15 protein-coding genes are annotated in these 18,892 nt (G+C 72.8%); 8 read left to right on the top strand and 7 right to left on the bottom strand.

Translation table 11 applies throughout. The annotated features are described in order from the left end of the window. Position 1: 1 nt before the first annotated feature. From mctP to QP089_RS23005, 3 genes are all read left to right on the top strand, one after another. Positions 2 to 1,612 carry a monocarboxylate uptake permease MctP gene (gene mctP / locus QP089_RS23015; RefSeq protein ID WP_285913825.1) on the top strand — a complete coding sequence of 537 codons (1,611 nt, stop codon included), beginning with the start codon at positions 2 to 4 and terminating at the stop codon, positions 1,610 to 1,612. Between the two features lie 367 nt (positions 1,613 to 1,979). After that, positions 1,980 to 4,781: a family 20 glycosylhydrolase gene (locus QP089_RS23010; RefSeq protein WP_285913824.1), complete on the top strand. Its 2,802-nt coding sequence runs from the start codon at positions 1,980 to 1,982 to the stop codon at positions 4,779 to 4,781. A 131-nt stretch (positions 4,782 to 4,912) separates the two neighbouring features. Next, positions 4,913 to 5,392: a hypothetical protein gene (locus QP089_RS23005; RefSeq protein WP_285913823.1), complete on the top strand. Its 480-nt coding sequence runs from the start codon at positions 4,913 to 4,915 to the stop codon at positions 5,390 to 5,392. A 51-nt stretch (positions 5,393 to 5,443) separates the two neighbouring features. On the opposite strand, the gene QP089_RS23000 is transcribed toward QP089_RS23005, so the two are convergent. The 5 genes from QP089_RS23000 to QP089_RS22980 form a co-directional block, all read right to left on the bottom strand. Next, positions 5,444 to 5,887 carry a phosphomannose isomerase type II C-terminal cupin domain gene (locus QP089_RS23000; RefSeq protein WP_285913822.1) on the bottom strand — a complete coding sequence of 148 codons (444 nt, stop codon included), beginning with the start codon at positions 5,885 to 5,887 and terminating at the stop codon, positions 5,444 to 5,446. Beyond that, positions 5,884 to 6,540, bottom strand: coding sequence for a TetR family transcriptional regulator (locus QP089_RS22995; protein WP_285913821.1), 657 nt, complete (start codon positions 6,538 to 6,540; stop codon positions 5,884 to 5,886). The genes QP089_RS23000 and QP089_RS22995 overlap by 4 nt, the downstream gene beginning before the upstream one ends. A gap of 209 nt (positions 6,541 to 6,749) precedes the next feature. Continuing rightward, on the bottom strand, positions 6,750 to 7,979 hold the full coding sequence (locus QP089_RS22990; protein ID WP_285913820.1) for an acyl-CoA dehydrogenase family protein: 1,230 nt from the start codon (positions 7,977 to 7,979) through the stop codon (positions 6,750 to 6,752). 112 nt (positions 7,980 to 8,091) lie between these two features. Then, positions 8,092 to 9,075 carry a glucosyl-3-phosphoglycerate synthase gene (locus QP089_RS22985; protein WP_285913819.1) on the bottom strand — a complete coding sequence of 328 codons (984 nt, stop codon included), beginning with the start codon at positions 9,073 to 9,075 and terminating at the stop codon, positions 8,092 to 8,094. Positions 9,076 to 9,211: 136 nt separating this feature from the next. Next, positions 9,212 to 10,648, bottom strand: a complete 1,437-nt coding sequence (locus QP089_RS22980; protein ID WP_285913818.1) for an XRE family transcriptional regulator — start codon at positions 10,646 to 10,648, stop codon at positions 9,212 to 9,214. A gap of 150 nt (positions 10,649 to 10,798) precedes the next feature. Between QP089_RS22980 and aceA the strand changes: the two genes are divergently transcribed. From aceA to QP089_RS22955, 5 genes are all read left to right on the top strand, one after another. Continuing rightward, positions 10,799 to 12,082, top strand: a complete 1,284-nt coding sequence (gene aceA, locus QP089_RS22975; protein ID WP_285913817.1) for an isocitrate lyase — start codon at positions 10,799 to 10,801, stop codon at positions 12,080 to 12,082. Positions 12,083 to 12,263: 181 nt separating this feature from the next. Next, positions 12,264 to 13,778 (top strand): M1 family metallopeptidase, encoded by a 1,515-nt coding sequence (locus QP089_RS22970; RefSeq protein ID WP_285913816.1) that lies wholly within the window; start codon positions 12,264 to 12,266, stop codon positions 13,776 to 13,778. 158 nt (positions 13,779 to 13,936) lie between these two features. Further along, positions 13,937 to 14,725 (top strand): ABC transporter permease, encoded by a 789-nt coding sequence (locus QP089_RS22965; protein WP_285913815.1) that lies wholly within the window; start codon positions 13,937 to 13,939, stop codon positions 14,723 to 14,725. Further along, complete coding sequence (locus QP089_RS22960) at positions 14,718 to 15,533, top strand: ABC transporter permease (RefSeq protein ID WP_285913814.1); 816 nt, start codon at positions 14,718 to 14,720, stop codon at positions 15,531 to 15,533. The genes QP089_RS22965 and QP089_RS22960 overlap by 8 nt, the downstream gene beginning before the upstream one ends. Before the next feature lie 5 nt (positions 15,534 to 15,538). Then, positions 15,539 to 16,537, top strand: coding sequence for an ABC transporter ATP-binding protein (locus QP089_RS22955; protein WP_285913813.1), 999 nt, complete (start codon positions 15,539 to 15,541; stop codon positions 16,535 to 16,537). On the opposite strand, the gene QP089_RS22950 is transcribed toward QP089_RS22955, so the two are convergent. Together QP089_RS22950 and QP089_RS22945 are read right to left on the bottom strand one after the other, a co-directional pair. Further along, positions 16,486 to 17,175, bottom strand: a complete 690-nt coding sequence (locus QP089_RS22950) for a response regulator (RefSeq protein WP_285913812.1) — start codon at positions 17,173 to 17,175, stop codon at positions 16,486 to 16,488. The genes QP089_RS22955 and QP089_RS22950 overlap by 52 nt on opposite strands. Further along, the gene (locus QP089_RS22945) at positions 17,172 to 18,872 is read right to left on the bottom strand and encodes an ATP-binding protein (protein ID WP_285913811.1); all 1,701 of its coding nucleotides are present in this window, start codon (positions 18,870 to 18,872) and stop codon (positions 17,172 to 17,174) included. Before QP089_RS22945 ends, QP089_RS22950 begins: the two co-directional genes overlap by 4 nt. Between the last annotated feature and the right edge of the window lie 20 nt (positions 18,873 to 18,892).

Raw genomic sequence — 18,892 nt, 5'->3', positions numbered from 1 at the left:
CATGACAGACGGGCACAGGACCGAACTGGTCGTCTTCGTGGCGCTGTTCCTGCTGGTCAGCGGGCTCGGGTTCGTCGCCGCCCGGTGGCGGCGGCCCGACAGCATGCACTCGCTGGACGAGTGGGGCCTCGGCGGCCGCAGCTTCGGCAGCTGGATCACCTGGTTCCTGATCGGCGGCGACCTCTACACCGCCTACACCTTCGTCGCCGTCCCCGCGCTGGTGTTCGGCGCGGGCGCGGCCGGGTTCTACGCCGTCCCCTACACGATCGTCGTCTACCCGCTGGTGTTCCTCGTGCTGATCCGGCTCTGGTCGGTGTCGCACGTGCACGGCTTCGTCACCCCGGCGGACTTCGTCCGGGCCCGGTTCGGCTCGCCGACGCTGGCGCTCGCCATCGCGATCACCGGCATCGTCGCCACGATGCCCTACATCGCGCTGCAGCTGGTCGGCATCCAGGCCGTGCTGAAGACGATGGGCGTGAACGGGCACTGGCCGCTGATCATCGCGTTCATCGTGCTGGCGGCCTACACCTACCAGTCCGGACTGCGCGCGCCGGCGCTGATCGCCTTCGTCAAGGACGTGCTGATCTACCTGGTGATCATCGTGGCGGTGCTGTACATCCCGTCCAAGCTCGGCGGCTGGGGGGACGTCTTCGACGCGGCGCAGGCGAAGTTCGCCAAGAGCCCCGCGCCGACCGACGGCGTCCTGCTGAACGGCACCAACCAGCTGAACTACGCGATGCTCGCGCTCGGCTCGGCGCTGGCGCTGTTCCTCTACCCGCACAGCGTCACCGGCGTGCTGGCCGGCAAGAACCGCAACGTGATCAAGCGGAACATGGCGGCGCTGCCGGCCTACAGCTTCGTGCTCGGCCTGATCGCGCTGCTCGGCTTCATGGCGATCGCCGCGGGCGTCAAGCCGGTCGTCACCGACGGCAGCCCCGACACCAACACCGTGGTGCCGCTGCTGTTCGACCACATGTTCCCCGACTGGTTCGCGGGCGTCGCCTACGCCGCCGTCGGCATCGGCGCGCTCGTCCCGGCGGCGATCATGTCGATCGCGGCGGCGAACCTGTTCACCCGCAACATCTACAAGGAGTACCTGAAGAAGGACGCGACCGAGAAGCAGGAGGCGCTGGTCAGCAAGCTGGTGTCGCTGGTGGTCAAGGTCGGCGCGGTGCTGTGCATCCTGGCGCTGGACCCGCAGTTCTCCATCGACCTGCAGCTGATCGGCGGCGTCATCATCCTGCAGACGCTGCCGTCGGTCGGGCTCGGCCTGATCACCCGCTGGTTCCACCGCGGCGCGCTCATCGCCGGCTGGGCGGCCGGGCTGGTCACCGGGCTGTGGATGCTGTACGACATCCCGAACCCGGCCAAGCACAAGGCGCACTTCGGCGGCTCGGCGTTCCAGCTGAGCGACCTCGGCCTGGACACCGACAAGACCGTCTACGTCGGCATGCTCGCGCTGGCCGTCAACGTGGTCGTCGCGGTGGTCGGGACCCTGGTCTGCCGCGCGGCCAGGCTCAAGGACGGCGAGGACGCCACCCGCACGGCCGACTACCTGGCCGACGAGGGCGACCCGAAGGTCAAGGACCTGGAGCTGTCCAGCAGCACCTGATCCCGGCCCGTTCCGGATCCCTCCCGGCCCGCGGCGCGTCGTGCGCGCCGCGGGCCGGTTCCGTGTGCGCGCCCGGCCCGGGGCGCCCGCGTCAAGGCGGGGCGGCGTCCGGGTCCGGTCGGCGGACGCTGCCTGGGCGTTCGCCGATGGCCGGATCAGGCGCCGGGACCCGGCGAATCAAACAGGTTACTTTCCTGTCCATGCTGCCGCGATCAACGCCGGTCCGGCCCCGGGACGGCCCGGCCGCCACCGCCCCCGCCGCACCGCCGCGTCCAGCGCGCCCGCCCCGCCCGCGTGCGCCCGTCCACCGGCCCGCGCCGGTCCCTCCTGCTCCTCCCCCCGAAACCAGGAGAGCGGTACTCGCAGCATGAAGACCAGAACCAGGCATGCGGCCCTGCTGGCGGCCGCCGCGCTCGCCGCCGCGCCGGCCGCGGCGCTCGCGTCCGGCACGGCGTCGGCGGCCTGCCGTCCCGATGCCCGCGACCTGCTGATGACCTACCAGCCGGTCGACCACACCGTCGCCGACGCGGTCTACTACCGCGCCCGGCTGACCCTCGGCAACGACGACCGCCGGTGCGCGCTGCCCGCCGCCGGGTGGGCGATGTACTTCAACGCGGTCCGGCAGCCCGCGGCCGTCCTCGCGGGCGCGACGGGCGAGACCGCCCGCAGGCAGCTCGCCGATCAGGGGCTGGCCGTGGCCCGGGCGGACGCGGCGCAGAGCGGCGACTTCTACACGCTGAAGCCGGCGGCCGGGTTCAAGCCCGTCGAGCCCGGCGAGCGCCGCGTCATCGACATCGCCTTCGAGCTGTGGGCCGTGCAGAAGACCGACGGCCCGGCCGGCTGGACGCTCGCCTACGACGGCGGCAGGCCCGCGTGGATGCCGGCGAAGACGCTGCTGGACCCGACCGACCCCAAGCAGACCACCGCGTTCTCCGGCGACAAGCGTCCGGTGCAGACGGCGGCGACGCGGTACGCCGAGAACACCTCGCCGAAACAGGACCTCACCCTGCGGCAGAGCATCGTGCCGCAGCCGCTGTCGGCGACGGCGTCCGGCGGGACGGTCGCGGTCGGCGGCGGATCCCGGATCTCGGCCCCGCGCACGCTGGGCCGCGAGGCGGGTTATCTGCGGTCCGCGCTGCGTGACGTCACGGGCGGGCAGGGCGCGCCGATCACGCTGGGCGTGGATCCGAAACTCGACGTCGACCATGACGGCAAGCCCGATGCCGAGGGCTACACGCTGGACGCGACGGCGGCAGGCGTGCGGATCACCGGCGCCGACGCGGCGGGCGTGCTGCACGGCGTCCAGACGCTGCGGCAGATGATCCCCGCGGACGCCTACAAGGCCGCCGCGGCGGGCCACCGCCCGCGCACCGCCGAGGTGCCGCGCGCCGCGATCGCCGACGCCCCGCTGTTCGGCTACCGCGGCATGGAGATCGACGTCTCCCGGCACTTCGCGAGCAAGGAGACGGTCGAGAAGTTCCTCGACCTGATGAGCTTCCTCAAGCTCGACAAGCTGCACTTCAGCCTGACCAACGACGAGGGCTGGCGGCTGCAGATCCCCGGGCTGCCCGAGCTGACGGGCTTCGGCTCCAGGCGCGCGTTCGACCTGAAGGAGACGGGCGCGCTCCACCAGGGCATGGGGTCGACGAACGACCTCGGCGGCGGCGACGGCATCAGCGGCAAGGCGCGAAGCCAGACCGAGGCGAACCTCGGCCGCAGGCCCGCCTACCAGGGCTTCGAGCAGGACGTCCAGAACTTCGTCGGCGACGGCACCGGCTACTACACCGTCCGCGACTTCCAGGAGATCCTCCGGTACGCCGACACCCGGCACATCGAGGTGATCCCCGAACTGAACTTCCCGGCGCACGCGCGCGCCGCCGTCCAGTCGATGGAACGCCGCTACCAGACCACCCACGACGCGACGTACCGGCTGCTCGACCCCGCCGACACCAGCCGCCACGTCAGCACCCAGTACTACACCGACAACCTCGCGAACCCGTGCCTGACCAGCACCTACGCGTTCCTGGAGAAGGTCGCGGGCGAGGTCGCGAAGATGTACACGGGCGCGCACGTCCCGCTCGGCGAGATCAACCTCGGCGGCGACGAGCCGCCGGGCCCGCCGGACGGCTGGTGGTCGGGGTCGCCCGCCTGCAAGAACGGCGCGGACACCGCCGGCAAGTCCGGCGAGCAGTTGAAGGAGCTGTTCTTCACCCGGTGGAACGACATCGCGCACCGGTTCGCGCCCCGCACCGCCGGATGGGAGGACGTCACCGACCCGACCACCTCGTTCCGCCTCAAGGGGTTCACGCCGCTGCCCTGGCAGAACGTCTGGGGCTGGGGGCGCGAGGACTGGGCGTACCGGTTCGCCAACGAGGGCACCCCCGTCGTCCTGGCGCACGCCACCAACCTCTACATGGACCTCGCCTACAACAAGGACCCCGACGAGCCCGGCTACTACTGGGCGAACTACGTCGACGAGAAGAGCACGTTCACCTACCAGCCGTTCGACGTGTACGCGAACGCGACGCAGGACCGCTGGGGCAACCCCATCCAGCCCAGCCCGTCCTGGACGAGGCTCACGCCCGAGGGCAGGAAGAACATTCTCGGGATCGAGGCCCAGCTGTGGGGCGAGAACGGCATGACGCCGCAGATCCGCGAGTACCAGGCATTCCCCAAGCTGCTCGGCGTGGCCGAGCGCGCCTGGAACCGCGACACCCCGGCCCCGGACCAGATGGGCGCCGCGTGGAACGTGTTCACCAACACGCTGGGCCAGAAGACGTTCCCGCTGTTGTCGTTCTACAAGCCGGTCGGGCTGCGCGGCACCGGCGTGGACTACCGCGTCCCGCTGCCGGGCGCGCAGATCTCCGGGGGCACGCTCACGGCGAACGTCCGCGACCCGGGCCTGGCCGTCGAGTACTCCACGGACGGCGCGCACTGGCTGCCCAACCGGGGCCCCGTGAAGGTGGGCGCGACCGCGCTGACCCGCACCCGCAGCGCGGACGGCCGCACCAGCCGCCTGTCACCCGTCGGCCTTCCCCACTGGCAGGCCGGCACGTCCTACCGTCCCGGCGCCCTGGTCAACTACCAGGGTGAGATCTACCGGGCGGTCCGTCCCGGGAGCGGCGCGGAGCCCGACCGCTCCCCCGGCCACTGGACGCTCCTCCAGTAGCCGCACCGCACCGGGTGTCCGGCCGTCCCTCGCAGGAGGCGGCCGGGCACCCGGCCCTGTCGACGCCAAGAGTCGGCAAAGACGGCGGGTGCTCGCCTTGGCCGGGCGGCCCGCCGGGCATCATCCGCGTTGTGAGAGCCATCGTGCGCGCCGGGCTGCTGCCCGGCGCCGTCGTGTGCGGCGCGATCGCCTGCGGCGCCGGGCCCGCGGCCCTCGCGGCCGGGCCGGTCGTCACGCCGTCCCGCGCCCGGCCCGGGGAGACCGTGGCGGTGTCCGGCACGTGCCCGGCCGGCGACCGGGGCGTGCGCGTGACGGGCGCCGCGACCGGCGAGGGCGCGGTGCGGGGCGGCCGGTTCCGCGTCGAGGCGCGGGTGACCGGCGAGACCGGCCGCCGGCCCGTGACGGTCGGCTGCGCGCCGTCCGGGAAGGCCGGGCGGGCGCCGCTGGACGTGCGGCGGCCGCACCGCCCCCGCCCCCACGGCTGGGCCATGGGCGGCGGCGACGAGCTCGACGTGCCGTGGACGTCGGTGGCGCTGGTGCTGGCGGCGGGCGCGGCGGGCACCGGCGGGGCGGCGCTGCTGCGGTCCCGCCTCCGCCGGACGCGCGGCTGACCCGCCCGCCCCGTCGGAACGCGGCCCCGGCCCCGTCGGAACGCGGCCCGGTCAGGCGCGGCCGTAGGCGTCCTCGAGCCGCTCGATGTCGTCCTCGTCGAAGTGCCCGAACGCGATCTCCATGACGCGCACCGCGGGACCGTCGGAGCCCAGCCGGTGGGTCTGCCCGGCGCGGATCAGCACCCGCTCGCCCACCTCGGGCAGCGTCCGGCGGCCGGCCACCTCGAACACCGCGCCGGGGTCGAGGGCCACCCACAGCTCGTCGCGGTCCCGGTGCCGCTGCAGGCTCAGCCGCTGCCCCGGCTCCACGTGGATGATCTTCACGGTGGACGGCTCGTTCAGCGTGAACTGCTCGAAGGCGCCCCAGGGCCGCCGCTCGGTCAGCACGTCCGGCTCCGGCCGCCCGCCCTGCGGCGCGGGGGCGGCGGGCTGCGCGGGCGCGTCGTCCTGCGCGCGGGCGTCGGTCTGCACGGGCACGTCGGTCTGCACGGTCACCTCGGGGATCGCGGGTCGGGGGACAACTGCGGGACGCGGGCGCCGGACGCGGCCGCCGGCAGCCCGCCGAGGACGAGGTCGGCGAGGCCGTCGACGACGGCCTCCCGGGGCACCTCGTCGGCCTGGTCGAGCCACCAGTCGCCGGCCGTCTGCACCATGCCGACGATCGCGTGGCCCCACACGTAGGCGCGGGTGCGGTCCGCCATCTCCCCCTCGGCGACCATCACCTCGGCCAGCTCCCGGCTCACGTCGCGGATCATGGTGCTCATCGCGCTGTGCGTGGCGGTGTCCTCCGCGCTCGCCCGGTGCATCAGGAAGCGGTAGAGGTTGAGGTTCTTGGAGATCGTCGCCAGGTAGGTGTCGATGGTGGACCGGGTGCGCGCGCGGATCGTGTCGTCGCGGGAGAACTCCTCCCGGATGCCCTCGATCAGCTTGCGCGTGTGCCGCTCGGCGAGCGCCTGGTACAGCCCGCTCTTGTCGCCGAAGTGGCGGTACAGGATCGGCTTGCTGATGCCCGCCTCGGCGGCGATCGCGGCCATCGAGGCCTCCGGCCCCTCGCGCTGGATGACCCGGTCGGCCGCCTCCAGCAGGGCGCGCCGGCGGCCGGGATCGCGCCTGGATCCCGGTGCCCGTCCGCCCGCCTCGCCCGTCATGGTGCGATCACCGTAGCCGGGCGGTGCGGGCGGGACGCGCGGGGGTCCCGGTGAAGGGCGGGCGTGCGGGCATGGACCGAACGGTATCCGCGGGTGTTACCCGGTGACAACACCGCCGGCCTGCGCGGTGTCCACGTGGAGCGGGACGGCCGGGCGCGCGGCGCGCGGTCCCGGCCGTCCCGTGGCGGCCCCATCGGCTCGCCGGCCCGTCAGCGGACCGGCAGGCCGGTGACGGTGCGGCCGATGACCAGGCGCTGGATCTCGCTGGTGCCCTCGAAGATCGTGAAGATCTTGGAGTCGCGGTGCATCCGCTCGACCGGGTACTCGCGGGTGTAGCCGTTGCCGCCGAGGATCTGGATCGCCTCCTCGGTGACGTACACCGCCATCTCGCTGGCCATGAGCTTGGCCATCGAGCCCTCGGCGTTCTCGAAGTCCTTGCCGTTGCGGGCCATCCAGGCGGCGCGCCACACCATCAGGCGGGCGGCGTCCAGGCGGGTCTTCATGTCGGCCAGCTTGAAGGCGACGGCCTGGAAGTCGCCGATCTTCTTGCCGAACTGCTCGCGCTCCTGCGCGTACTGCAGCGCGTAGTCGTAGGCGGCGCGGCCGACGCCGATGGCCATCGCGCCGACGGACGGGCGGGTGGTCTCGAACGTCTTCAGCGCCGCCTGGCCCTTGCTGCTCTTGCCCTCGCGGGCGCGCGCGATGCGCTCGTCGAACTTCTCCTTGCCGCCGACGATCAGGTGGCTCGGGATGCGCACGTCGTCCAGGATGACCTCGGCGGTGTGCGAGGCGCGGATGCCGTGCTTCTTGAACTTCTGGCCCTGCTTCAGCCCGGGGGTGTTCGGCGGGACGATGAAGCTGGCCTGCCCGCGGGTGCCGAGGTCGGGGTGGACCGAGGCGACGACGACGTGCACGTCGGCGATGCCGCCGTTGGTCGCCCAGGTCTTGGTGCCGTTGATCACCCACTCGTCCTTCGCCTCGTCGAAGGTCGCGCGGGTGCGGATGGAGCCGACGTCGCTGCCGGCGTCGGGCTCGGAGGCGCAGAACGCGCCGAGCTTGACCTCGTCGGTGGTGCCGAACATCTGCGGCACCCACTCGCTGACCTGGTCGGGGGTGCCGACGGCGGCCACGGAGGCGGCGGCCAGCCCGGTGCCGACGATGGACAGCGCGATGCCCGCGTCGCCCCAGAACAGCTCCTCGAACGCCACCGGGATGCCGAGGCCGGTCGGCTCCAGCCACTGGGTGGCGAAGAAGTCCAGCGAGTAGATCCCGACCTTGGACGCCTCCTGGATCAGCGGCCAGGGCGTCTCCTCCCGCTCGTCCCACTCCTCGGCGGCGGGGCGGATGACGTCCTTGGCGAACTCGTGCACCCAGTCCCTGACCTCGCGCACGTCCTCGCTGAGCTCCAGCGAGAACGGCGTGGACTCCGCGCTCGTCATGTAATTGACCCTTTCTCCAATATCCGCGTGTTACCAACGGTAGCAGGATCGCGTGCTACCACGGGTAACACCGTGGCCGGAGTCACAGCGGGAACGGGTGCGCGGGAACGGGTCAGCCGCGGCCGGAGGAGAACGAGCGCGCCGCGGCGTAGCCGGGCACCTCGATCATCGGCGGCCGCTCGCCCACCGCGACGTCGCTGGTCCGCGCGTCGTGCCCGGCGGCGGAGCGGCGGAACTGGGTGAGCGCCGTGGCGGGCGCGCCGAGCGGGATCATCCGGCCGTGCCGCTCCAGCCGCGACCAGGCGGTCAGCATGATCTGGCCGGACATGGCGCCGAGCGCCTCGGTCGACTGGTGCGCGTGCACCCGGCGGCCGAGGTCGACCTGGGCGATCGCGTCGAGCCCGGCGTCCTGGTAGACGTCCAGGAGCAGGCCGAGCTCCACGCCGTAGCCGGTGACGAACGGCAGCCGCTCCAGCAGCGCGCGGCGGCCCGCGTACTCGCCGCCGAGCGGCTGCATGACGCCGGCGAGCAGCGGCCAGTGCAGGTTGATCAGCGGCCGGGCGACCAGCTCGGTGACCCGGCCGCCGCCGCCCTCGACCCGCCGCTCCCCCTCGATCAGCGGGCGGTCGTAGCAGCCCTTGACGTAGCCGACGGACGGGTCGGTCAGCAGCGGCCCGAGCAGCCCGGTCACGTAGGAGGAGGTGAAGCCGCGCAGGTCGGCGTCCACGAACACGATCAGGTCGCCGGAGGTGGCGGCGAGCGACTTCCACAGCGCCTCGCCCTTTCCGGACATGCGGCCGTGCCCGGGCAGCACGTCGTCCTGCGCGACGACCTCGGCGCCGGCGGCGGCGGCCACGGCGGCGGTCCGGTCACTGGAGCGGGAGTCCACCACGACGATCTCGTCGACCAGCGGGATCCGCTCCATCAGGTCGGTGCGGACGGCGGCGACGATCGCGCCGACGGTCGCCTCCTCGTCGCGCGCGGGCAGCACGACGCTGATCCTGGCCGCCCCCTTGGCGTCCAGCAGGACGTGCGCCGGCCAGTCCCCGGCCGCGCTCGTGCGGCGCCGCAACCACGACGCGACCTCTGGCAGCACGCGCTCTCCCTCCCGTGCGGACGGTCCCGCGACCGGCCCTCACCATGAGGAAACACCGGACACGTCCAGATCATTCACCGTCCGCGCGGCGAGCGGGCGACCGACCCGAAGAGTTGACACGGGCGCAACACACCCGTCATTCGGCGGCGTGCTTGTCGAGGAACTCGTAGACGTCGGCGTCGTCCACCCCGGGGAAGGCCCCGGGCGGCAGCACCGACAGCACGTGGGAGTGCGCGCGGGCCGACGGCCAGGCCATGCCCTCCCACCGCTCGGCCAGCTCCTTGGGCGGGCGCTGGCAGCAGTCGCCGTCCGGGCAGGCCGACTTGACCCGGCGGGTGGTCTCCCGGCCGCGGAACCAGCGCGAGTCCTCGAACCGGACGCCGAGCGTGATGGCGAAGTCGCGCTCGTGGCTGGGGTCGATGTGCGACAGGCACCAGTAGGTGCCGTTCGGGGTGTCGGTGTACTGGTAGTAGACCGAGAAGCGGTCGGCGGCGCCGAACACGTGCCGGCCGGCCCACTCGCGGCACATCCGCTGGCCCTCGATCGCGCCGTCCTCGTCCTGCGGGAACGCCAGGCCGTCGTTGGCGTACGCCTTGTAGATCGTGCCGTTCTCGTCGTTCTTGGTGAAGTGCAGCTGCAGCCCGAGGTGGTGGGTCGCGACGTTGGTGAAGCGGTGCGCGGCCATCTCGTAGGACACCGAGAACACGTCGGCAAGGTCCTCGACCGACAGCTCGCGCGCGGCCTTGGCCTCCTGAAGGAACGGCACGACGCTGCGCTCGGGCATCAGGATCGCGGCGCCGAAGTAGTTCGCCTCGACGCGCTGGCGCAGGAAGTCGGCGAAGTCGCGGGGCTGGTCGTGGTCGAGCGCGATGTGCCCGAGGGTCTGCAGCAGGATCGTCCGGGGCGTGTGCATGCCGAGCTGCTCGCGCTCCAGGTAGATCCGCCGGTTGCGCAGGTCGGTGACGGACCGGACCGAGCGCGGCAGGTCCTGGACGTACTGCAGGCTGAAGCCGAAGTGCCCGACCAGGGTCATCAGCATGCCCTGGGAGACCGCGCCGCCCCGGTAGCCGACCGCGTCGAGGGTCTGCGCGGCGACCTTCTCGATCTCGCCGAAGTAGTTGCCGCGCTCGTGCATCTGGCGGCGCAGCTCGGCGTTGGCCTTGCGCGCCTCCTCCGGGCTGGCGGTGGGCTTGGTCCGGCTGCGCTTCAGCTCCCCGTACAGCGCGAGGATGTGCTCGATCACCTCGTTCGGCATCCGCTTGCCGACCTTGAGGTGCGACAGGCCGAGCGTGCGGTACAGCGGGTCGCGCTGCGCCTCCTCGAGCTGGATCTCCAGCTGCGCGCGGCGGCTCGGCGGCTGGCGGCGCAGCAGCTCCTCCACCGGGCACTCCAGCGCGGCGGCGAGGGACTGCAGCAGCGACAGCTTGGGCTCGCGCCGGCCGTTCTCCAGCAGCGACAGCTGGGACGGGGCGCGGCCGACGCGCTCGCCGAGGTCCGACAGCGTCATGCCGCGGCCGCGCCGGAGGTGGCGGAGCCGCTGGCCGAAGGTGACGAGGTCGACGTCACTCGTCAAGTTGAGGGGTTCTTCTGGCCGCAAGGTCGTCACGGCTTCATGATAGCGGAAATTTCGCGATTCTTCTGTTACTCACGAGTTCATTAAGGGGTTGAAGTCCGGGCATAGTCGTGACCAAGCACCCAGGGGACGACACGGAAGGGCAACACGATGAGCGACAGTCGCCTCAAGGGCGCGGCCGAGGAGCTGCAGCGGCAGTGGGAGACCGACCCGCGCTGGAAGGGCATCGAGCGGACCTACTCCGCCGAGGACGTCGTGCGGATCCGCGGCTCGGTCCAGGAGGAGCACACCCTCGCGCGCCTCGGCGCCGAGCGGCTCTGGACCCTGCTGCAGGAGGAGGACTACGTCCACTCCCTCGGCGCGCTCACCGGGCTCCAGGCCGTCCAGCAGGTGAAGGCCGGTCTCAAGGCCATCTACCTGTCCGGCTGGCAGGTCGCGGCCGACGCCAACCTGGCGGGCCAGACCTACCCGGACCAGAGCATCTACCCGGCGAACTCGGTCCCGGCCGTCGTGCGCCGCATCAACAACGCGCTGCTGCGCGCCGACCAGGTCCAGTGGGCCGAGGGTGAGGGCGACACGCACTTCCTCGCCCCGATCGTGGCCGACGCCGAGGCCGGCTTCGGCGGCGTGCTGAACGCCTTCGAGCTGATGAAGGGCATGATCGCCGCGGGCGCCGCGGGCGTGCACTGGGAGGACCAGCTGGCCTCCGAGAAGAAGTGCGGCCACCTCGGCGGCAAGGTCCTCATCCCGACCTCGCAGCACATCAAGACCCTCAACACCGCGCGCCTCGCCGCGGACATCTCGGGCGTGCCGTCCCTGATCATCGCGCGGACCGACGCCGAGGCCGCGACCCTGATCACGACGGACGTGGACGAGCGCGACCGCGAGTTCATCACCGGCGAGCGCACCGCCGAGGGCTTCTACCGGGTCCGCAACGGCATCGAGCCCTGCATCGCCCGCGCCAAGGCCTACGCGCCCTACTCCGACCTCATCTGGATGGAGACCGGCACCCCGGACCTGGAGCAGGCCCGCAAGTTCGCCGAGGCGGTCAAGGCCGAGCACCCCGACCAGATGCTGGCCTACAACTGCTCGCCGTCCTTCAACTGGAAGGCGCACCTGGACGACGCGACCATCGCCAAGTTCCAGCGCGAGCTCGGCCACATGGGCTTCAAGTTCCAGTTCATCACGCTGGCCGGCTTCCACGCGCTCAACTACGGCATGTTCGACCTGGCGCACGGCTACGCCCGCGAGGGCATGACCGCCTACGTCGACCTGCAGGAGCGCGAGTTCGCGGCGGCCGAGAAGGGCTTCACCGCGGTCAAGCACCAGCGCGAGGCCGGCACCGGCTACTTCGACCTGGTGAGCACCGCGATCAACCCGGACTCCTCCACCACGGCGCTCAAGGGCTCCACCGAGGAGGGCCAGTTCCACTGAGCTGATCCAGGCCTGTCGCCCCAGGCCTGATCCAGGCAGAAGGCCCCCGCGTCCCTACACCCGCGGGGGCCTTCTGATGCCCGGACCAAGATCGGTCAATCGAGCGACAAGTCTCGACATCTACCGCTATTGGGGGCATCGTAAGCACGCCTGTGATCGCTCAAGGGAGAGGATCCTTCCGATGGCGCAGCGCCACCCCCGCCCACCCCGGTTCCGGGCGACCCCCGGACGCACGCTCCCGATCGCCGTCGCCGCCCTCTGCGTCGTCGCGCTCGCCCCCGCGGCGTCCGCCGCCGCGCGCCAGCACCGCTACACCCCCGGCTCCCAGGGCGTCGGCGACGCCTACTTCCCGCTCGAGGGCAACGGCGGCTACGACGCGCAGAACTACGCGCTCGACCTGACCTACGACCCCGACTACGACCAGCTCGACGGCGTGGTCACCATGACGGCGCGGGCCACGCAGGACCTGTCGAGCTTCGACCTGGACCTGTCCGGCATGGACGTCCAGCGCGTCAAGGTCGACCGGCACAAGGCCGACTACAAGCGGCGCGGCCAGGAACTCGTCATCACGCCGCGCAAGGGCCTGCGCAAGGGCGCGACGTTCACCACCGTCATCACCTACGGCGGCGTCCCCCAGACGATCGTCGGCTCCCCGATCGTCTTCGGCTCCCCCTACGGCTTCCTGCACACCCCGGACGGCGCATTCGTCGGCGACGAGCCCAACGGCGCGTCCACCTGGTACCCGGTGAACGACCACCCGAGCGACAAGGCCACCTACGACTTCAAGATCACGGTGCCGAAGGGCCTGAGCGTGGTCGCCAACGGCCTGCCCGACGGGCAGCGCAACGAGACCGCGACGTTCAGCCGCCGCGCCGCCGCCACGGCCGCCAGCACCTTCAAGTGGCGCGAGCGCTACCCGATGGCGAGCTACCTCGCCACCATCGACATCGGCAAGTGGGACGTCAAGCAGGGCAAGTCGCCCGGCGGGATCAACAACTACACCGCCGTCGACCCGGTGCTGCTGGCCGACCAGCCGGACGCGGTGAACTTCTTCTTCGACACCACCAGCGAGGCCACCGACCTGTGGTCGAAGCTGTTCGGCAAGTACGCGTTCGAGACCACCGGCGCGATCGGCGACGACGCCCGCTACAACGGCGAGCCGCTCGGCTTCTCCCTGGAGACGCAGAGCAAGCCGGTGTACTCCGCCGTCCGCAACACCTCCACCATCGCGCACGAGCTGGCGCACCAGTGGTTCGGCGACGCGGTCTCACCGCAGCGCTGGAAGGACGTCTGGCTGAACGAGAGCTTCGCGACCTTCGCGCAGTGGTACTGGAACGAGAAGCACGGCGGCGCCACCGTCCACGACCAGGCCCGCACCACCTACAACTCGCGGCCGTTCCCGGACCCGGCCGGCCGCCCGTTCTGGTCGGTCGTGACCGCCGACCCGCAGCGCGACACGATGTTCAACCAGCGGGTCTACAGCGGCGGCGGGATGGCGCTGGAGTTCCTGCGCGAGAAGATCGGTGACGACAAGTTCTTCACGCTGCTGCGCACCTGGTACGCGCAGCACAAGTACGGGAACGCCACCACCGAGCAGTTCACCGCGCTGGCCCAGAAGGTCTCCGGCCAGGACCTGACGCAGTTCTTCAAGGACTGGCTGTACTCCCCGATCAAGCCGGACCTCCCCCAGGGCTGACCGGCACGACATCGTCGACTTGCGGCGAGTCGTCGTTATGGCGGCGCTCATAACGACGACTCGCCGCAATTGAACGTGGTTCGGGTGGACGGCCCGGCGGCCCGCACTGTGCGAAAGTACGTGGTCGCCGGGCCGGTCCTTGTCTAGGCTTCCGGCAAGTGGGCGTCCTTCCGTGGGTGTGGTGGTACGGCCTGCGCCGCCACGCCGCCTACCCGCTCGGATCCCTGGCCGAGTCGCTGACCAACACCGCGTTCGGCTTCGTCCGCGCCTATGTCCTGCTGGCGCTCTGGGAGGCCCGCCCCGCGCTCGGCGGCTACGACGCGGCCGACGCCGTCACGTTCTGCTTCATCACCCAGGCGCTGATCGGCCCGGTGCAGATCTTCGGCGGGATGGAACTCACCGAGCGGATCCGCAACGGCGACGTCGCGATCGACCTGCACCGTCCGGTCGGGCTCCAGGGCTGGTGGCTCGCCGAGGACCTCGGCCGCGCCACCGGGTCGCTGCTGCTGCGCGCCGGGCCGCCGCTGCTCGCGGGCGCGCTGCTGTTCCCGTTCCACTGGCCCGGCCCGGTCGGGTTCGCCGCGTTCGCGGCGGCGGTCGCGCTGGGCGCCCTGGTGAGCTTCGCGATCCGCTACCTGGTGGCGCTCGGCATGTTCTGGCTGCACGACGACCGGGGCCTGAACGCGATCACGCTGGTGATGTCACTGTTCTTCTCCGGGATGATCCTTCCGCTGGTGGTCTTCCCGGGACGGCTCGGCGACATCGCGCTCGCGCTGCCCTGGTCGGCGCAGATCCAGGTGCCCGCCGACGTGTTCCTCGGCCGCCGCACCGGTGCGGGGCTGCTCGGCGCGCTGGCGTTCCAGGCCGGGTGGGCCGCCGTCCTGCTCGCCGCCGGGTGGCTGCTGACCCGCGCGGCGCGGCGGAAGCTGGTGGTGCACGGTGGCTGAGCTTCGGGCCCGTCCGGTACGGACGTACGCGCTGCTGGCGTGGACATGGCTGCGGGCGGCGGCACAGTTCCCGGTGTCGATGGCGCTGCTGGCGCTGGCGACCGCGATCGTCAGCGGCCTGGACGCGGTGGCGATCCTGGTGCTGTTCTCCCGCGCCCCGCGCATTGCCGGCTTCACCGCGCCCGAGGTGCTGTTCCTGTACGGCACCAGCGCGCTGTCGTTCGCGATCAGCGACATCGTCCTCGGCACGACCGAGCAGCTCGGCGAGCGGGTGCGGCTCGGCACCCTGGACGCGGTGCTGGTCCGCCCGGTCAGCCCGCTGATCCAGATCGCGACCGAGCAGTTCTCGCCCCGCCGGCTCGGCAAGCTCCTGCCGGCGGTGACGGTCCTGGCGCTCGCTCTGCCCCGGCTGGACGCGCCGTGGACGCCGGGCCGGGCCGCGATGGTCCCGCTGATGGTGGCGTCCGGGACGGCGATCTTCGCGGGGCTGTGGGTGCTGACGGCGGCCGTGCAGTTCGCGGTCGTCGACAGCCACGGCGCCTCCAAGGCGCTCACCTACGGCGGCGCGTACCTCACGCAGTACCCGATGACAATGTTCGCCCGCGACTTCGTGCGCGGGGTGACCTTCGTCGTGCCGCTGGCGTTCGTCAACTGGCAGCCGGCGCTGTACGTCCTGGACCGGCCGGACCCGCTGGGCCTCCCGGCGGCGGCCCGCTTCGCCTCGCCCGCCGTCGGCGCCGCGCTGTGCGCCGCGGCGGCGCTGGCCTGGCGGGCGGGGATCCGGCACTACCGATCGACGGGGAGCTGAGCGCGATGACGGGGGCCGAGCCGATGATCGAGGCGGCGGACGTGGTGAAGACCTTCACCGTCCGGACCCGCTCCGGCGTGCTGCGGCGCGGCCGCACGACGCTGCGCGCGGTGGACGGGGTGTCGTTCTCCGTCGAGCGCGGCGAGTTCGTCGGCTACCTCGGGCCGAACGGCGCGGGCAAGTCGACCACGATCAAGATGCTCACCGGGATCCTGACCGCCTCGTCCGGCGACCTGCGGGTGTGCGGGCTGGACCCCTCGCGCCGCCGGACGGCCCTCGCGCGCCGGATCGGCGTGGTGTTCGGGCAGCGCACGACGCTGTGGTGGGACCTGCCGCTGCGCGACAGCCTCGCGCTCGTCCGGCGGCTGTACCGGGTCGACGCGGCGGCGCACCGGGCGCGGCTGGCGGAGCTGACCGCGCTGCTGGAGCTGGAGCCGTTCCTGCACACCCCGGTGCGGCAGCTCAGCCTCGGCCAGCGGATGCGCGGCGACCTGGCCGCCGCCCTGCTGCACGACCCGGAGCTGCTGGTGCTGGACGAGCCGACGATCGGGCTGGACGTGGTGAGCAAGACGACCGTCCGCGACTTCCTGGAGCGCATCAACCGCGAGCGCGGCACCACGATCCTGCTGACCACCCACGACCTCGGCGACATCGAGCGGCTCTGCCGCCGCGTCATGATCGTCGACCGGGGCCGGCTCGCCTACGACGGCGGGCTGGACGAGCTGCGCCGCACCGTCGACGCCGACCGCACGCTGGTGGTCGAGCTGGCCGCTCCGGCGCCGCCGATCGTCCTCGGGGAGATCGAGGCCGGCCGGGTCGAGGGGACGCGGCAGTGGCTGCGGATCCCCCGCGAGGAGAACGCCGCGGCGCTGGTCGCGGCGCTCGCGCAGCGCTACGAGGTGCGCGACATCTCGCTGCGCGAGGCCGGCATCGAGGAGGTGCTCGCCGCGCTCTACCGGGGCGACCACGCGTACTGGTGCTCGGGACGGCCCGTCGCGCCGTAGCGCAGCGTCACCACGACCCGGCCCGCCTGGGCGAGCCCGGCGAGGTAGCGCTGGGCGGTGGCGCGGGAGATGCCGACCAGGTCGGCGACCTCGGCCGCGGAGCGCGGCTCGTCCGCCGCCCGCAGCGCCTCGGTGATCAGCCGCGCGGTCACCGGCGACTGGCCCTTGGGCGCGGCCGGCTCGGCGTGCAGCGGCGCGTACAGGGTGCGCAGCGCGCCGTCGAGCGCGGCCTGGGACAGCTCGCTCCCGCCCGACAGGGCCGCCCGGTACCGGGCGTAGGCGGTGAGCCGCTCGCCGAGCGCGGCGGCGGTGAACGGCTTGATCAGGTAGTGCAGCGCGCCGCCCGCGAGCGCCTCCCGGACCACGCCGGGGTCCGCCGCCGCCGTCGCCATGATCACGTCCGCGGCCAGCTCGGTCAGCAGCGCCAGGCCCGGCTCGTCCGGCAGGTAGACGTCCAGCAGCACCAGGTCGGGCTCCAGCTCGGCGGCCATCGCGCGGGCCTGCGCGGCCGTGTGCGCGAGCCCCGCGACGGCGAAGCCCGCCAGGCCCGCCACGAACCCGGCGTGGACCTGCGCCACGCGGAAGTCGTCGTCGACCACCAGGACGCCGATCACCGCGCCGCCTCCGCGGCGGGTCATAGCGCCGCCTCCGCGCCGAGGACGCCGGGCAGGCGGGCGACCGCGACCGCGCCGGTCCCGCCGCCGCCCGGGTCGACGAAGGCGACGTCGCCGCCGCGGGCGCGGGCGGTGCGGCGCGCGAGCCCGAGGCCGAGGCCGCGCGCCCGGCCGCCGGCCGCCTCGCGGGTGGACACCCCGTCGTCGAACACGGCCTCGCGCAGCCCCTCCGGCAGCCCGTCGCCGGAGTCGGCGACGGTGACGTGCAGGTCGCGGCCGTCGCCGAGCAGCTCCACCTCGACGCGGGCGGGGCGCCGGCGGCCCAGCCGGGCGGCCTCGACGGCGTTGTCGACGAGGTTGCCGACGACCGTCGTGACGTCCAGCGGCTCGGCGACCCGGCCGGGCACGTAGCTGGCCGAGCCGACGTCCAGCCGGACGCCCTTCTCGGCGGCGACCGCCGACTTGGCCGCCAGGAACGCCCGCAGGTAGGGGTCGGTGAGCGGGTCGGGCAGGCCGTCGTCGGCGAGCGGCCGGCCCGCCGCGTCCTCCATCAGCGTGCCGAGGTAGCCGGCGGCCTCCTCGGCGTGCCCGAGCTGGAGCAGCCCGGACAGGGTGTGCAGCCGGTTGGCGTACTCGTGCCGCTGCGCGCGCAGCGCGTCGAACAGGGTGCTGACCGAGTCCAGCTCGCGGGCCAGGGTCTCCAGGTCGGTGCGGTCCCGCAGGGTGACCACGGCGCCGAGGTCGCGGCCGTCGCGGCTGACCTCCCGCCGGTTCACCACCAGCACCCGCTCCCCCGCGGTGACGAACAGGTTGGCCGCCTCGCGCCGCCCGGCCAACACGTCCCGCAGCGCGCCCTCGGGGGCGAGCCCGGCGGCGTCCGCCCCCCGCTCGCACGTGGCGCCGAGGAGCCGGGACGCCTCGTGGTTGCAGACGGCGACGCGCCCCGCGGTGTCGACCGCGACCACGCCCTCGCCGACGCCGTGCAGGACCGCCTCCCGCTCCTGGACCAGCTCGACCAGCTCGTAGGGCTCCAGGCCGAGCGTCTGCCGCTTCAGCCGGCGCCCGATCGCGGCGGAGGCCAGCACGCCGAGCAGCACCGCGCCGGCGATGAACAGCGTGAGGTCGCGCAGCAGGTGGCGCAGCTCCCGGTCGATCGCGCCGGCGTCGAACCCGACGCTGACCTCGCCGAGGACGCCGCCCTGCGGCCCGTACAGCGGGACCTTGCCGCGCGCGGACAGCCCGAGGGTGCCGCGCTCGACGTTGACGACCTCGTGCCCGGCGAGCGCCGCGGACGGGTCGGTGCTCACCCGCTTGCCGACCTCGGACGGCGTCGGGTGCGAGTAGCGGATGCCGCGCCGGTCGGTCACCACGACGAACAGCGCGCCGGTGCGGATCCGGACGCGCTCGGCGCGGTCCTGGACGATGTGCCCGGGATCGCCCGCGGCCACCGCGGCCTCGATCTGCGGGTCGACGGCGACGGCGTGCGCGACGGTGAGGGCCCGCTGGCCGTACTGGCCGCGCAGCTCGCCGTCGAGCATCCAGGCGACCAGCCCGTAGCCGAGGCAGGCCACCACGACGACCACGGCCACCTGAAGAATCAGCACCTGCCGGGCGAAGGGGATGCGGGGCCGGACGGACATGCCCGCACCGTAGACCACGCCGGGCACCGCCGCCCAGACCCCGGTGAGCAGAATGAGCAGAACCTCGGAATACGCGCTCAACGTGGCAATTCGCGGCTTGC

This window comes from Actinomadura opuntiae, assembly GCF_030283205.1.
GTDB lineage: Bacteria > Actinomycetota > Actinomycetes > Streptosporangiales > Streptosporangiaceae > Spirillospora.
Note: the sequence above shows the minus strand (reverse complement) of the source record. Positions and strands in the feature narration are given on the sequence as shown.